Source organism: Polyangium sorediatum, from assembly GCF_029946465.1.
GTDB lineage: Bacteria > Myxococcota_A > Polyangia > Polyangiales > Polyangiaceae > Polyangium > Polyangium fumosum.
In genome coordinates this window covers 82332-98537 of record NZ_JARZHI010000013.1, presented here as the reverse complement: position 1 = coordinate 98537, position 16206 = coordinate 82332, and the positions used below count along the sequence as shown (strand labels likewise).

The window sequence follows — 16206 nt, the reverse complement described above, 5'->3', positions numbered from 1 at the left end:
AAAAAGCGCGCGCGGCGCGGGGGTCAACGCGCTGCCGGGAATACGGCACGGCAAAAGGCATCCTGGGTGTCGGCCCACGTAGGCAGCGTCCCGGCGCGTCGCAGGGCGGCGTGTTGCATGGCGTCGAGACGCTGCTCGTCGTTCACGACACGGACGAGCGCGTCTTCGAGCGCGCGCGGATCGCCGGGCGAAACGAGGAGGGCCTCTTCGCCGTGGCGGACGACCTCGGGAATGGCGCCCGCGCGACACGACACGATGGCGAGGCCGTGCGAAACCGCCTCGGCGAGCGCGATGCCGTACCCCTCGTAGCGGCTCGGGAGGACGAGGACGTCATGCGCGCCGAGCTCCCGGGCGAGCGCTTCGTCCGGGAGCGCGCCCGTCACGCGCACGCGGCTCCCGAAGCGGGAGGCCGCGGCGAGCACGCGCGCGGCGTACCACGCGTCGCGATCGGCAGGCCCGGCGAGCGTGAGCACGGCGCGCGCGGCGACGGCGGCGAACGCTTCGAGCAAGGCGAGCGGATCTTTGCGGGGCGTGAGGGCGCCGAGGAAAAGAAGGCGCACGGGGGCGCCGCGTGCGCGCGCGGGGGGCGTGGCGCGCGCGCCGAGTCGATCGCGGCCGGGAGGCACGACGCTGATGCGATGCCGCGGGACGCCCGCGGTGGTGGCCACACGTGCAGTGGTCTCGCTCGTGACCACGACGTGATCCGAGGCGGTGAGGAGGACACGTTCGAGGGCGAGGCGGAGGTTTGCGGAGGCGCCCGCTCGTTCGCTTGCGGCGAGGTGATGGAGCAAGGTGACGAGGCGCGGGGATGCTGGCGATCGAGCGCGCAGCGCGGCCGCGAACGCCGCGCGGGGGTGACAGAGCTCGTCGATGATGACGACGTCGTGCACGCGGGGAGAGGACACGCGCGGCGCGAGGAGGCCGAGGAGGCGAGCGTTTTCGCGCAGCGGGGCGAGCGGCCCACGCACGTCGAGGTTCACGACGTCGACGTGGCAGCCGCGTGTCCTCAGGCCCGAGGCGACGATGCGATCGTAGAGGTAGCCGCCCGTGGGTTGATCGAGCGGCCCATCGACGACGAACGCAACGCGCGCGCCATCAAGCAACCCCGGGCTCCACGCCGGGCATGGTCGACGCCGGGCGGATCGGCCCGCGGTACTTGGCCCACGCGTTCGGGGACTCGTCGAGCACGACGGTGAGCATCGTGCCCGCGCGGAGCGGCAGCACGTGCCCGAGCTCGCGGTGGATGTACCGCGCGATCACCTCGGTCGTGGACCTGCCCGGCGAAAAACCCGGGTGATCGTCGAGGTTGCGGTAGTCGAGTTGCTCGAGGACGCCGCGCAGTTTGGCGCGGAGCATGCCGATGTCGCAGACGACGCAATGCTCGTCGAGCTCTTCTTGCTCGACCTCGATGCTGACCACGTACGTCGCGCCATGCATGCGTTGCGCGGGCCCGAAGAAGTCACCGTCGAGGCGGTGAGCCACCATGATGTGATCGCGAACGCCGACCGTGTACATGCGCTCCAAGATACCGCAGGAGCCACGGATCAACGTGACGGATCGAGCACACGATGCGGCGGATTCCACGCCTCGCCGGCAGCGAGCGACGCGTACAGGCGGGGCGCATCGGTGAAGGGAACGAGCGGACCGACGAGGCGATCGAGGTGGTCGTCGCGGAGCAGTTCGTTCACGACGGAGAAGCGTCGATCGAAGGTGAAGCGAGCGCGGCGCGCGGGCGGGATCGCGCCGACCTGGCTCGAACGGATCGTGACGCGGTTCGGGTGGAACCGGCCGCCGAGGGGCAAGGCGACGCCACGCTCGCCGTACCAGGAGACGACGAGGATGCGCGCTTCGGAGCCGGCGGAAGCGACGAGCGCGGCGAGGGCTTCGGGGGAGCCGGAGGCTTCGATCAGGACGTCGGCTTCGGCGACGAGCGCGGCGTCGATCGAGGGGAGCGCTGCGGCGCATCCGAGGTCGCGGGCGAGCGCGGCGCGGCGTTCGTCCGGGTCGATGCAAGCGACGTGGCCACCCGCGCGCGTGGCGAGGCGCGCGACGAGCTGCCCCACAACGCCGAGGCCCACGACGACGACGCGCTCGCCGAGCGCGATTTCCGCGTCCCACACGGCATTCAGTGCGGTTTCGAGGTTCGCCGCGAGCGTGGCGCGGGGCGCGGGGGTGCCCTCGGACAAGGGGCGGAGCGCGTGTTCGTTGGAGATGAAACGATCGTGGTGCGGGTGGAGCGCGAAGACCGTACGGCCGAGCAGATCGGGCGAGGTGTGCACGCCGATCGCCTCGACGACGCCGACGGCCGCGTAGCCGTAGCTCGTCGGGAGATCAAACGAGCCGCGCTGCGCGGGCAGGGCCATCACGGCGCGGATGTCGGGCGGTACGCGGCCCATGAGAACGAGGCGCTCGGTCCCGGCGCTGACGCCACACGCGAGCGTGCGGACGAGGGCTTCGTGCGGGCCAGGATCGGAGAGGGGTTCGTCGCGGAGGGCTGCGACGCCGGGGCGTTCGAACCAGATCGCGCGGGCCCGGGTCACTCGGCCACCGAGGCAGCGTGGGGGAGGGAGAGCGGCAAGGGCGGCGCGCCTTCGCGGGCGAGCTCGAGGAGCACGTCGCCGCCGACGTGAACCACGCGGCGGAGCTCCAGGCGCAGGGCTTGATCGAGCTTGCGGGTGCCGAGATCACCGACGGCCTCGATGCCCGCGCCGATGACGAGAGGCGCGACGGTGACGACGAGTCGATCGACGAGCCCTTCCCGGAGGAAGGAGGTGATCACGCCGCGGCCGCCTTCGACGAGGAGCTCGCGCGTGCCGCGCTCCGCGAGCGCGTCGAGCAGCGCGTCGAGGTGGATGCCTTCCCCGTTCGTCGCGACGGGGAGCGCGCAGCACTCGACGTGGGACGGCAGCGTCGAGCGCGAGGCCTGCCGCGTGACGTGCAACGTGCGTGTGGTCGCGTCGCGGAAGAGCTGCGCTGCGGGAGGCACGCGGCCGCGGGTGTCGAGCACGACACGCAGGGGTTGTTTTCCCGGCACGTGTCGCACGGTGAGGAGCGGATCGTCGGCGAGCGCGGTGCCGGATCCGACGAGGACCGCGTCCGCGGCGGCGCGGAGGGCGTGGGCGAAGCGCGTGGTCTCCTGGCCGCTGATCCAGCGCGAATCACCGGTGGAGGTGGCGATGCGGCCGTCGAGGGATTGCGCGAAATGCACGGTGACCCAGGGCCGCGAGCGAGGCGGCATTCCTTCCGTGCAGTCGCGCATGGTGAGGCGAGCGTAGCGTCGAGCGTCGCGCGGGGCGAGGCACGCGGAAGAAGCATGGAGCGAGGACGCCCGCGGCGACGAATTCGATTAAGATGGGAACGGATGAACAAAGCCCACCGCTCGCTCGCGCCCGGGTTCTTGATCGCCTCGCCTCCGCTCGGAGATCCGAACTTCGATCGGACGGTCGTGCTGCTCGCGGTGCACAACGAGGACGGCGCGCTCGGCTTCGTGGTGAACCGCGTGGCCCCGATGTCGCTCGGCGAGGTGCTGAAGCTCGCGGGGTACAAGGGTCCCGAGTCGAAGGACGAGGGGCCGGTCTTCCTCGGCGGCCCGGTGGCGCCGACGATGGGCTGGATCCTCTGCGTGGATCCGAGCCTTGACGCGGAGCAGGAGGGCGTGCTCGCCGTGGACGGTCGGATCCGGATCACGTCGCGCCGCGCGGCGTTCGACGAGCTCGTGCAGGAGCGCGTGGCGCAGGCGGGCGCGCCGGATCCGAAGCGGCGGATGGTGATGCTCGGCTACAGCGGTTGGGGCCCCGGGCAGCTCGAAAAGGAGATCGGGACGGGCGCGTGGCTGCCGACGCCGCTCGACGAAGGCGTGCTCTTCGACGTCGACGTGGACGATCGGTGGGAGCGCGCCTACGCGCTGCACGGGCTCACGCCCGCCGTGATGATGTCGATGCGGACCGTGGGCGAGGCGTAACGTAGGCCGCGCTCAGGGGTTCCGGACAGACAGACTGCGGAAGCGGCGGTCGTGCCAGCGGAGCATCTCCAGCGTGCCGACCTCGCGGAGCCAGGGTTGGTCGTGTGGACCCGGCAAGACGACGGCGTCGTGCGGGACGTTGCGCTTGGTGAGTTCGGCGGAGAGCGCTTCGTTGGCTGCGCGGAATGGATCCGTGGTGCTCGTCTCGACGTGCACGCCGCGCGCGCCGTGAGCGGTGACGATCGCGGCGAGGCGATCGGCGTAGCCCGCGGCCCGGTGCGCGCCGATCGCCGTCTGCACGACGCCGATCGCGCCGAACGTCTCGGGGCGGCGTGAGAAGACCTCGAGCGCGACGTAACCTCCGAGCGAGCATCCATCGAGGGCGGTGCGCGCGACGTCGGTCGCCACGTGCGCCTCGCGGCGCGCGCGCGGGACGACGACCTCGGCGATCCAGCGCGTGTAGCCATCGAGCGCGGCCTTGGGGTTCGCCGTCTTGTTGACGTTCGGCGTGTAGGGACAGGCGATCACGAAGCCGCGGAAAGGCGTGCGCGCGAGCTCCTCGTTGACCGCGCGGAGATGTTCGTCGGTGAAGTCCAGCCGTTTCGACGTGCGCACGACGGGAGGCCGGCCAAGGCGCGCGAACGCGGTCGCGAGGCCGTACCGTTCGAGCCAGGCGTAGGCGCCCATGCGCTCGTCGCCGGTCTCGCCGAGGCCATGCAGGAGAACGAGGAGCGGCGCCGGGGCCTTCGTGGGATCGAGGCCGCGCGGGATCGAAAGGGTCATGCGCCGGCCGAGCGCGCGATCGCCGGGAAGATCGAGGTCGCGCACGTCGAGATCCGGGGCGCCGAGATCGGTCGTCCCTCCGGCTTCGGCGCGTCGCGTCGTGCCGAACGTCCATGCCGCCACGGAGGCGCCGATCAGGAAGCCACGACGTGTCGTCCGCACAGTGACGCAGCGTAACCCACGCCCCCTGCGCGGGGCCACCCCCCGGGGCGAGGGCGAGGTGGCCGACGGGGTCCCCCGGGGTTCCAGCCGCATTTCGTGATTTTGCCGGCGGCTGATTCAGATCAATGCGATCCGTCCGAACGATCCTTGATACGTTCTCGGCCGCGCCGATTTTCCCCGGCGGCTCGGGAAGGGACATGCAGGAATCGAAGACCGGTCGCGCCGTACCGCAGCTGGACACCGTTGCCTCGGCCCTGGAACAGACGATCGAGAACGAACCCGCGCTCCTGGATTTGCTCGCGCAGGCCCTCGCGAAGGGCGCGAGCCCCGGAGAGCTATGGGACATGCTCCATCAGGCTGCGCATCGGGACAACCGCATCGCCGAGCTCGCCGCTGCCTACGACGCCATCTGCCGCGACCGGAAGATTCGCCTGCTTCAACCGGCCGCGCAGATCGAGCTCTTGCTGAGCGCCTCGGCGTTCCTCGTGGACTACGCCGGTGACGGAGCGACGGCGCAGCCGCACCTCGAGCGCGTCATGCAACTGTCGCCGGGCAACGTCGACGCGTTCCAGCGGCTCGAAGGCATCCTGCGTGACCGCGAGGACTGGACGAAGCTCGCCGATCTCTACACGCAGATGGCGGCGCACCGGCCGGACAAACAGGAGCAGCTCGCGTTCCTCCGCGCCGCCGTGCAGATCCTCGCCGCGCTGCAAGGCGAGGAGGACAAGGCGTTCAAGCTCCACCAGCAGATCCTCCGGCTCGACCCGACCGACGCCGACAGCCGCAACGCGATGGCCGAGCGGTTCATCGCCGCGGGCCGCTTCGCTGACGTGGCGAAGCTCTACGAGCAAGCCATCTCCGCCGACCCGCCGCCCGCCGACGAAGATCTGCTCGCGCTGCGCGAGCAGGCCATCGAGCTCTACTCGGTCAGCCTGCACGAGATCGAGAAGGCGCTGCCGCACGCGGAGGAGGTGCTCAAGAAGAACCCCGACAGCGAGCTCGCGTGGAGCACCTGCGAGCAGCTCCTCACGCACAAGACGCTCGCCGCGCGCGCCGCCGCCGCCATCGAGAACGTGTACATGTCGCGCGAGCAGTACGAGGACGCTGCGCGCATGCTGACGATCCAGATCGACAGCGTGCGCGGTCCGCGCCGGCTCGAAGCGCAGAAGCGGCTCGCTGCGCTGCAATACCAGCACCTCGGTGATCTCGGCGCTGCGTTCACGCTCTACGAGGGCATCCTCACGGTCGATCCCAACGACGACGAGGTGCGCGCGCGGTACCGCTCCATCGGCGCGGCGCTCGATCGTCGGCTCGACGTGACGCGCGTGCTGACGCGCGCCTCGGCCGGCGCGAAGGACCCGCTCGTACGCGCGAAGATCGCCTCGGACCTCGGCGAGCTCTTCCTGGAGACGGGAGATCCGAAGCGGGCGCGCGCGTCGTTCCAGAGCGCCGTGGACGCGGGGCTCGCGGAGGACGCGGGCGTGCGCGCGGCGCGGGCCCTCGCGGAGCTGTGCGAGCAAGCCTCCGACTGGAGCGCGCTCGCCGCGGCGCTCGATCGGCTGAGCGACATCGAGCCGGAGCCCGACGCGCGCGCCGGCGCGGCCGAGCGGCTCGCGCGGCTGCGTGAGGAGACGCTCGGGGATGCGCCGGGCGCGATCGCTGCCTACCGGAAGCTCGTCGGCACGTCGCTGGAGAGCGACGCGCTCCCCGCGCTCGAACGCCTCTACGAGGCCGCAGGCGACGAGGTTTCGCTCGCCGATGTCCTCGAACGTCGCGCGGCCCTGGAGACCGACAGGGAAGCGGCGCGGGACCTCGCGTTCCGCGCGGCCGATCTCCGTGCTGCGCGTTCGAACGATCTCGGCGCGGTGCTCGACGGCTGGCGCAGGTTCCTCCAGACGTACGGCCCGACGCGCGAGATCCACGCGCGCATCCTGCCCTTGCTCGAACGCGAGCAGCGCTGGGAGGAGCTCGCGCAGACGCTCGACGCGGAAGCGGGCCTCGCGCCTTCGGAGGAGCGCATCGCCATCCTCGCGAAGCTCGCGCAGGTGCGGCTCAGTCGTCTCGGCGACGGCGCGGGCGCGCTCGACGCGTACCGCCAGGCGCTCGACCTCGATCGTTCCGACAAGGCGTGCCGGCAGGCCGTGGAGCGCATGCTCGGCGGCGGCGAGCACCGGCTCGGCGCGGCCGACGTCCTCGAACCGATCTACCGCGAGGAGGGGGCCTCTCCGGGCTTGCTCAAGATCCTCGAAGTGCGCGGGGACGTCGCGAAGGACGCCTCCGATCGGCTCGCCGCGCTGCGCGAAGCCACGCAGATCGCGGAAACGGATCTCGCGGACGGGAAGCGCGCGCTGCTGTTCGCGGGCCTCGGCCTGCGCATCGCGACGAACGACATGGCCGACGACGTGCCAGAGTGGCTGTCGACCGTGGAGCGCCTCGCGGGTGGCGACGCCGCGCGCCGCGCGGGCATCCTGATCCAGGCGCTCGGCAACCGGAACGTCGATCACCCGGCGATCGCGGAGCTCGCCAAGGCCACGGGCGAGGCGCTCGCGGTTTACGGTGACTTCGTCGGCGCGTTGTCCGTGCTCCGGAACGCGCTCGCCTTCGAGCCGTCCTCGCCCGACCTCATCACGCGGATCGACAGCCTGCTGCAGAAGCACGGCAACGCGCAGGAGCGGCTCGCGCTGTACAAGGGCGCGCTGGCCGCGACGACGGATCCGGAGCGGCGTCGCCAGATCTTCCACTCTATCGGCACGATCGAGCGTCGCGGTTTGCGCGACCTCGCAGCGGCGGCAGCGACCTACCGTCGCGCGCTGGAGGAGGACGCGGGGGATCGGGGCGCGTACGAAGCGCTGCTCGACGTGCTGGAGGAAGGCTCGGACGCGGAGGGCCTCTACGCGGCGCTGATTGGCGGCGTGGAGCGCGCGGCCGACGCGGAGGAGCGCGCGGCGATCACGCTGCGCATGGCGAACCTGTCCGCCTCGCGCGGTTGGATCGATCGCGCGCGGCAGCACTACCGGAGCCTGCTCGACGAGGGCACGACGCTCTCGGACGAGACGCTCGATCGGATCGCGGACCTCGCGCGGAAGGCGGGCGATAACGATCTCTATCGTGTGCTGCTCGAACGGCGCATCTCGACGGCGGAGGGCCCGCTCTCCGAGGCGCGATGGCTCGAACACCTCGCCGCGCTGAAGGCCGAGGCGTTCGGCGACACGGCGGCCGCGATCGAAGACTACCGGCGCGCCGGCGACCTCGCCGACGGCGGCGGGGACGGCGCGCTCGCCGAGCGCCTCTTCGAGCGCGTGCTCGCGCTCTCGGCCGACGATCGCGACGCCGCCGAGCGGCTCGTCGATCTCTACCGTCACTCCGAGGCGTGGGAGAAGCTGCCCGCGGTCTACGAGGTCCTCTTCCGCACCGCGGCCGACGCGTCCGAGCGCGCGGACAAACTGCTCGCATTCGAGGATGCGGCCATCCGCGCGAAGGCGACCACGCGCTTCGTGGGCGCAGCGGACGCGCTCCTCGCGGACGAGGGCGCGCTCGACGTCGGTCCGCGCGAGGCGCTCCAGGCGGCGCGCGCGCGTGTGCTTGCGGCCGACCCCGATCGCCAGGAGGACGCCGCGGCGGCCTACCGGAGCATGATCCAGGGCGCGTCGGAGCCCTGGACCGCGGTCGAGGCGTTCGAAGCGTTTCTCGATCAGAGCCCGCCGTCGCAGGCGCGGCTGGAGGATCGACGCTGGGTGCTCGGCTTCCGCCTGCAACGCGCCGAGGGCGATCGTCGCATCGAGGCGCTGCTCGCGTGGGCGGCGGCCGAGGAGAACGTCTTCAAAGATCCGCGCGCGGCTGCGGATCTCTACGCCCGCGTGCTGGAGCAGGATCCGCAGAACGACGCGGCGCTCGCGGCGCGCGGCCGGCTCCTCCTGGACGTCGGCGACGTCGAGGGCGCGGCGGCCATGATCGCGGCGCGCCGGGATCTGCGCGAGGGCGCGGAGCGGACGGCGCTCGAGCTCGAGCTCGCGACGCTCCTCCTCGATCGGCTCGGCCGTGTCGACGAGGCGCTCGCCGCGGTGGAGCCGGTGCTCGAAGCCGAGCCGGGCAACGAGGGCGCGCTCGTGCTCCTCGAGCGTGCGCTCGCGCGGCCGGAGTCCCGCCGGCGCGCGGCCGAGATGCTGGAGCGCGCTTGCGACACGACGGACGACGAGTCGATCGCCGCGCGGATCCTCAAGCTGCTGATCGCGACGCCCGCGGACGCGAGTGACCTCGTGGATCTCCGCGCGGGCTGGTTCACGCGGCTGCTCGACAGGCCCGGCGCCGCGCCGGAGCTCGCGCTCGACCTCGCCGTGCGCGCGGTCGAGGAGCTGCCCTACGACGCGGCGTTGTGGGATCGCGCCGAGCAGCTCGGCCGTGATGCCGATCGGCCCGATCTCGTCGCCGAGGCCTACCGCAAGAAGCTCGAATCCGACTCCGTGCGCGAGCTCGATCCCGACACGCTCGACGACCTCGGGCGGCGCTCGGTCGACTACCACGAGGAGTTCTTCTTCGACGATCAGGACGCCGTCATGAAGCTCCTGCGTCGGGTCGTCGACGTCGCCCCCGACGCGTTGTGGGCCTTCGAGCGCTTGAAGCTCGCCTACAACCAGAACGAGCGCTGGGCCGATCTCTTCTCGCTCTACGACCAGGCCATCGAGCGCACCGACGACAAGTTCGCGCGCGTCGAGCTCCTGGAGGACGCGGCCGAGTCGGCGAAGGATCTCGCCGGCGATCCGGATCGCGCCGTGCGGTACCTGGAGCAGCTCCTGCCGCTCAAGCCGCGCGACAAGAAGATCCGCACCTCGCTCGAGCGCCTCTACGAGCGCCTCGGCCGTCATCGCCCGCTCATCGATCTGCTCTCGCACGAGCTCGCCTCGCTCGACGTCGAGGCGGCGCAGAAGCTCCGCGCGCGGATCGCCACGCTCTGGCTCGAAGGCGTCGTCGAGCCCGACGCCGCCTTCCGGGTCGTCGAGGAGATGCTCACGGTCGAGCCGTCGCGCGCCGAGGCGCTCGACTTGCTGGAGCGTGTCCTCGCCGCCACCGGCTCGGCCGAGCCGCTCTCCATCCGCCCGAGCGCAGAGGCCGAGAACACGGCCCGCCAGCGCGCGGCCGTCGTCCTCGAACGGCGCTACCGCAGCGAGGAGCGCCACGAGGACCTCGCGCGTGTGCTCTCCGTTCGCCTCGAAGCCGCGGTCGATCCTGCTGCGCGCGGCGCGCTCCTGCGCGAGATCGTCTCGCTGCGCGCCGACGTCCTCGACGACCCGGCGGGCGCGCTGGAGAGCCTCGCCGCGCTCGTCGCGCTGGAGCCCGCCGAGCCGAGCCACCGCGCCGAGCTCGAGCGCCTCGCCGCGCGGGTCGATCGTTTCGATCGGCTCGCGGAGGTCCTCGTCGGGGTCTCGGAGGGCGCCGGCGGCGCGCTCAAGATCGAGCTGCTCTCTCGCGCGTCGGCGATCTACGTCGAGAAGCTCGGCGATCGGGGTCGCGCGATCGATCTCGGTCGGACGATCCTCTCGCTCGAACCCGGGCACCCCGACCTCGTCGTCGGCCCCGCGCGTGATCTCGAGCGCCTCCTCGCGGAGGAGGGCCGCTCGGCGGAGCGCTGCGAGGTCCTCGAACGGCTCGCGCGCCTCGAAAAGGATCCGGATGCCCGGCGCGCAACGCTGCTCGAGGTCGCGCGCATCGCGTCGAGCGAGCTCGGCGACAAACCGCGCGCCATCGCGGCGTATCGTGCTCGCCTCGCGGACGAGCCGCGCGACCTCGACGCGCTCGGCGGCTTGGCCCTCGATCTCGAAGCCGAGAGCCGCTTCGGCGAGCTCGCGGAGGTCCTCGAGCGCCGCGCCGAGCTCACGGAAGGCGACGCCGCGCGTCAGGATCTCGTGCGCGTCGCGGCGATCTGCGATCACGAGCTTCGCGACGTCGCCCGCGCGATCACCGTGTGGGAAGGCGTGCGCGCCCGCTTCGGCGCCGACGACGAGAGCTGCGACGCGCTCGCCCGGCTCCTCGAAAAGGCGGCGCGCTGGCCCGATCTCGTGGCGCTGCTCGGCACGAGCGCCGCGCAGGCCGACGAGGCCGGGGCCAATGTGGCCCGCGCGGCGGAGCTCTACCGCCGCCTCGGCGACGTGCAGCGTGATCGCACCGCGCAGTGGGCCGAGGCCGTCGTGAGCTACGAGGCCGCGATTCGTTGCGCCGATCCGGGGGGCCTCGCGCTCTCTGGCCTCGAATCGTTGCTCTCGCTCATCGACCTCGACGACGAGGCGCGCCGGCCCATCCTCGCCGCCGCCGTCCGTGTCCTCACGGCGGCCTACGCGGCCTCGGGCGACTGGCAACGCACCATCGACCTGCTCGAGCCGCGCCTCGCCGCCGCGACGTCTGCGGCTGAGCGTACGGCGATCCTCGCGGAGACCGCGTCGCTGCACGAGCACCGTCGCAACGACCCCGCCGCGGCGTTCGACGCCGTCTGGCGCGCGTTTGCCGCGGTGAAGACACCCGAGCTCTCGGCCGAGGTCCTGCGGCTCGCCGCGATCGCGGATCGCTGGGCCGACATCGCCGAGGCATTCCCGGCGATCGAGGCGCAGGGCGACGTCCCGCCCGACGTCGCGCGTGCCCTCTGGTGGAGCGTCGCGCTCTGGCACCGCGATCGCCGCGGGGACGAGCGCTCCGCCGAGATCGCCATCGAGCGCGCGCTGACGTACGACCCGACGAACGCCGAGATGCTCGCGGCGCTCGTCGAGCTGCGCCGCCACGCGCCCGGCAAGCCCCTCGTTGATGCGCTGTTGCGCCTCAGCGAGGTCTCCGCGGACGCGCTCCCGCTCCACCGCGAGGCGGTCACCGTCGCCAGCGACCACGTGGGCGATCCGAGCCTCGCCAAGAGCATCGCCGAGGCCATGCTCCAGAAGGCCGAGGCGCGCTGGATCGGCGAGGGTTCGGACCCGCTCAGCGAGGCCGCCACCTTCGCCGCGTGGGCGCTCGACGTCCTCGTGCGCATCTGCCGCGAAGAGGGCGATCTCGTGCGTGTCGTCGCGCTTTGCCTCGACGGCGCGAAGCTGCCCTTCGAGGCCTCGCGCCGCCGCGCGCTCCGCCTCGCGGCCGCCGAGATCTCCGACGCGCAGCCGGCGATCGCGATCTACGAAGAGCTCTTCGGCGAGGATCCGACCGACGAGCTCGTCGGCTCGCGCCTCGAAGAGCTTTATCGCAAGGAGGGCCGTCGCGCGGAGCTGCTCACCCTGCGCGAGCGCCAGATCTCCGTGGCCGATGAGGTCCTCGGGCGCGTCGATCTGCGCCTCGACCTCGCGTTCCTGCTCGTCGAGTCGGGCGACGTGGATCGCGCGATCGGATCGCTCCGCAAGAACCTCGAGGAGAGCCCCTCGCACGCGCCCTCCGTCGACAAACTCGCCGAGCTCTTCGGCGAGCGTGGCGATCACGGCGCGCTCGCGTCGCTCTGGGAGGATCAGGCTGCGCGGCGCGAGGCCGATCGCGACACGACCGCGGCCGCCGAGCTCTGGCGGAGGGCCGCGATCATCGCCGAGACGCGCGTCGGAGATCTCCCGCGCGCGATCAGCGATTACCGCCGCGCCGCGCGCTACCGCGACATGGCCTCGCTCGACGCGCTCGCGCGCCTCTTCACGGCGCGCGGCGATCATGCGGCCGCCGCGGAGGTCCTCGAGACCATCTGCGCGGACGCGCCGGCCGACGCCTCGCCGCACCCCGTCCTGCGCCTCGCCGAGGCCTACATCGCCTCGGGTGAGCCCGCGCTGGCGCAGCAGAGGCTCGAAGAGGCGCAGGGCCGCGTGGCCGACCCGGCGCCGCTCCGGGCGCGCCTCTCCGTCCTCTACCGCGAGGCCGAGGCGTGGGGCCCGCTCGCCGAGCTCATCGCCATCGAGGCCGCGCACACGGAGAACGCCGCGAAGCGCACGGCGCTCCTCCGCGAGGCCGCCGACCTGCACTTCTCGAAGCGGAACAAGCCCGAGGCGGCCGTCCCGCTGCTCGAGCAGGCGTCGCAGCTCACGCCCGACGATCGCGCGATCAAGCTCTCGCTCTGCGACGCGCTGAGCGCCGCCGGCCGCTCGGACGAGGCCTCGAACATCCTTCGCCAGATCATCGACGCGTACGGCAGCCGCCGGCCGAAGGACCGCGCGATCGTGCATTACTACCTGGCGCGGGTCTTCCTCTCGTCGGGCGATCGCAAGGCCGCGCTGGCCGAGCTCGACGTCGCGCTCAAGATCGATCCGACGCACCCGGAGATCCTGCTCGCGCTCGCGCGCCTGTCGTTCGACGAGGGCCAGTTCGATCGGGCGCAGCGCACGTACCGCTCGCTGCTCATGATGGTGCGGCGCCTGCGCGACGAGCAGGGCTCGCCGGCCGTCACCCGCACCGAGGTGCTCATCGCGCTCGCGGAGATCGCCGATCGTCAAGGCGATCCCGATCGCTCCGCCGAGCACGTGGAGTCCGCGTTCGAGGCTTCGCGGGAGAGCCCCGACGAGGCCGATCGCCTCGTCCGAGCCCTCCGCGGCCGCCAGAACCACGCGCTCCTCGCGCGCGCGCTCGAGCTCCGGCTCGATGGCGCGGGCGGCGACGCGGCGGCCCTCGCGCCCGTGCTCGCCGAGCTCGCTGCGCTCTACGAACAGCACCTCGGCCGCGCCGAGGATGCGCTCTCGCTCTGGCTCCGCGCGCTCGCCGTGCGGCCGACCTCCGGGGACGCGCACCGCTCGGCGCTCGGGCTCGCTCGTCGCCTCGGCGCGGTCGAGAAGTACCTCGACGCTCTGCGTAAACTCGTCGCGGCGACGACGGTGGATCCTCCGCTCGTCGACCTCCTCCTCCACCTCGGTCGTGCGCTCTCCGGGGAGGGAGGCGACGCGGCCCAGGCGGACGAGGCGTTCCGGCGCGCCGAGGCGCTCTTGCTGGAGCGGCCGGGTGATCGCCGGATCCACGAGGTCTGGCGCGCGCTCGAAGCCTCCTGCGAGCAGCGCGGGGATCGCGAGGGGCAAATCGCCCTGCTCGAAAAGCGGATCGCCGCTGCGAGCGAGAGCGCGCCGCCGGCCGAGCTCGCGGATGGCCTCTACCGCCTCGCCGAGCTCGCGTTGCGCGAGCCCGGGGGTGCGGCGCGTGGCGTGCCCGCGCTCGAGCGTGCTCTTTCGCTTGACGCGTCGCCCGATCGCGCCGAGGCCATCTTCCGGCTCGGCCTCCAGCGCGAAGAGAACGCGGCGCAGATCGCCCCGCTCTTCGAGCGTTTCGCGCGCCAGCATGATCGCCCGCGTGCGCTCGTCGACGCGCTCGTCCTGCTCGCGCCCGAGCGCGGGGCCGACCTCTACCGCGAGGCCGTCTCCGTCGCCGAGGGGCTCGGGGACTCGGCGCTCGTCGAGTCCGTCCTGCGGCGGGCGCTCGCCCGCGAGGAGGGCGTGGCCGATACGTCAGACGACCTCTGGGCCCTCGTCGCGCTCGCCAAGGTGCGCGCCGCGGCCGAGGACTGGGCCGAGGCGCGTGCGCTCGAAGAGCGCGCGGGTCGCGTGGCGGCGCCCGGCGACGAGCGGGGCCACCTGCTCGCGGCGGCGTCGATTGCCCGTGACAAACTCAACGATCTCGCCGGCGCGGCGCGGCTTTATGCCGAGCTCTTCGAGCGTGAGCCTGCCGATCGTGATCTTTGGGGGCCGCTCGCCGATCTCTATCGGAGCCTCGGCGAGGACGAGGCCCTCGGGCGCGTCATCGAGCAGGTCGTCCCGCTGCTCGAGACGGTCGAGGACCGCTCGCGCATGCGCCTCGAACGCGCGCGCCTCGCGCAGAAGCGTGACGGCGGCGCCGACGAGGCGATCTCGACCCTCACGGAGCTGCTCGACGACGATCCCGCGAACCAGGAGGCGGCCACGTTGCTCTCCAGCTTGCTGGAGGCCGCAGGCCGCTTCGAGGATCTCGCCTCGCTCCTCGAGCGCCGTATCGACCTCGCCAAGGATCGCGAGGACACGGCCGGCGTCGCATCGCTCTCCATGCGGCTCGGCGTGCTCCTCGAGCAGCAGGGCGAGTCCGCTCGCGCCCGCGACGCCTACCACGGCATTCTCGACTGGGACGCGACGAATCTCGACGCGCTGCGCGCCATCGTACGCATCAGCGAGAAGGCCGAGGACCCCTCGGAGCTCGCAGACGCGCTCGAAAAGCTCCTCGGCGCCGAGAAGGGCGAGGCCGCGGAGGCGACGGCGCAGCGGCTCGCCGCGATCCGCGCCGAGCAGGGTGACGAGGACGGCGTGGATCGTGCCCTCGAAGCGGGGTACCGCGCGTTCCCGACGAGCGTGGTCCTCGGCGTCAAGCTGAAGGAGCGCTTCGAGTCCCGGGAAGACTTCCGCAAGATCGCGGACGTCTACCAGATCGAGGCGGAAGGCCGGACCGCCAAGGAAGAGCGCGTCGGTTGCCTCCGCAAGGCCGCCGCGATCCTCCGCGACAAGGAGCAGGATCTCCCGGGCGCCATCGAGGTCCTGAAGCGCGCGCTCGACATCGACCCGCTGGATCGCGCGCTCGTCGCCGAACTTGTTGGGGCTCAAAGCGAGATGGGGGATCACCAGCTCGCGGCGGCCTCGATCGCCTCGGCGGCGGCGAACGTCGAGGGGGCGGCCGCGGTCGAGCTTCTGCTCCACGCCGCGCGCCTGCTCCTCGCGACGCCCGAGGGCGCGAGCGCTGCGGTCGAACTCGTCGAGGATGCGCGCCGCCGGCAGCCGGATGCGTGGGAGCCCGTCATCGTGCTCGCCGACGCGTATGTCGGGGCGGGTCGCGTCGACGAGGCGCGCCCGCTCGCGGCGAACGCCGTCGCCGCGTACGAGGGACGTCGGTCGAGGACGCTCGCGGCTGCGCACCGCGCGCTCGCGCACGTCGAGCGCGCGTCGGGCAATGACGACGTCGCGTTCGAGCAGCTCTCGAAGGCCTTCGAGAACGATGCAGGCAGCGCCGACATTGCGCTCGAGCTTGGTCAGCTCGCGGTCGATCGTGGCGAGCACGACGTCGCTTCGCGCGCGCTTCGTGCGGTCACGATGATGAAGATCACGGCGCCGGGCTCGGCCGAGGGCACGACGTCGCGAGGCCGCGCGCTCGCGTATTTCCACCTCGGAAGGCTCGCGGTTGCGCAAGGGGATCGCGGCAAGGCGCGTCTCCTCGTCGAGAAGGCGCTCGCCGAAGACGCGAACCTCGACGTCGCGCGCGACCTCGCGGACGAGCTCGCGAGCGACTGATCCAGCTTCTTTTCCGCCCTTCTGAAACAGCGCGCCGCGGACCCCCTGCGGCGCGCGCCCTCCTCCTCC

The 16206-nt window shown here is 72.3% G+C and carries 7 protein-coding genes; 2 read left to right on the top strand and 5 right to left on the bottom strand.

Annotated elements, in window-relative coordinates:
• Positions 1-23: 23 nt before the first annotated feature.
• From QHF89_RS17320 to QHF89_RS17305, 4 genes are read right to left on the bottom strand one after another with little or no spacing between them, the layout of a single operon-like run.
• Positions 24-1103 (bottom strand): glycosyltransferase family 4 protein, encoded by a 1080-nt coding sequence (locus tag QHF89_RS17320; protein ID WP_136969310.1) that lies wholly within the window; start codon positions 1101-1103, stop codon positions 24-26.
• On the bottom strand, positions 1096-1515 hold the full coding sequence (locus QHF89_RS17315; RefSeq protein ID WP_136929850.1) for a 6-pyruvoyl trahydropterin synthase family protein: 420 nt from the start codon (positions 1513-1515) through the stop codon (positions 1096-1098). The genes QHF89_RS17320 and QHF89_RS17315 overlap by 8 nt, the downstream gene beginning before the upstream one ends.
• 29 nt (positions 1516-1544) lie before the next feature.
• Positions 1545-2540, bottom strand: a complete 996-nt coding sequence (locus QHF89_RS17310; protein ID WP_136969311.1) for a zinc-binding dehydrogenase — start codon at positions 2538-2540, stop codon at positions 1545-1547.
• Entirely contained in the window at positions 2537-3259 is a 723-nt protein-coding gene (locus tag QHF89_RS17305) for a RibD family protein (protein ID WP_284720604.1), read from the bottom strand. Before QHF89_RS17305 ends, QHF89_RS17310 begins: the two co-directional genes overlap by 4 nt.
• Positions 3260-3361: 102 nt before the next feature.
• On the opposite strand from QHF89_RS17305, the gene QHF89_RS17300 reads away from it, so the two are divergent.
• Positions 3362-3961 (top strand): YqgE/AlgH family protein, encoded by a 600-nt coding sequence (locus QHF89_RS17300; protein WP_136929852.1) that lies wholly within the window; start codon positions 3362-3364, stop codon positions 3959-3961.
• Positions 3962-3973: 12 nt separating this feature from the next.
• Here QHF89_RS17300 and QHF89_RS17295 read toward each other — a convergent pair whose 3' ends face one another.
• The gene (locus QHF89_RS17295; protein WP_136969312.1) at positions 3974-4906 is read right to left on the bottom strand and encodes an alpha/beta hydrolase; all 933 of its coding nucleotides are present in this window, start codon (positions 4904-4906) and stop codon (positions 3974-3976) included.
• 197 nt (positions 4907-5103) lie between these two features.
• Here QHF89_RS17295 and QHF89_RS17290 point away from each other — a divergent pair, with 197 nt between their 5' ends.
• Entirely contained in the window at positions 5104-16137 is an 11034-nt protein-coding gene (locus QHF89_RS17290) for a tetratricopeptide repeat protein (RefSeq protein WP_136969313.1), read from the top strand.
• Positions 16138-16206: the final 69 nt, after the last annotated feature.

Excerpts from the sequence above, each read along its gene's own strand:
- QHF89_RS17290 (WP_136969313.1), top strand. The coding sequence starts at position 5,104 with ATGCAGGAATCGAAGACCGGTCGCGCCGTACCGCAGCTGGACACCGTT.
- QHF89_RS17305 (WP_284720604.1), bottom strand. The coding sequence starts at position 3,259 with ATGCGCGACTGCACGGAAGGAATGCCGCCTCGCTCGCGGCCCTGGGTC.
- QHF89_RS17300 (WP_136929852.1), top strand. The coding sequence starts at position 3,362 with ATGAACAAAGCCCACCGCTCGCTCGCGCCCGGGTTCTTGATCGCCTCG.
- QHF89_RS17315 (WP_136929850.1), bottom strand. The coding sequence starts at position 1,515 with ATGTACACGGTCGGCGTTCGCGATCACATCATGGTGGCTCACCGCCTC.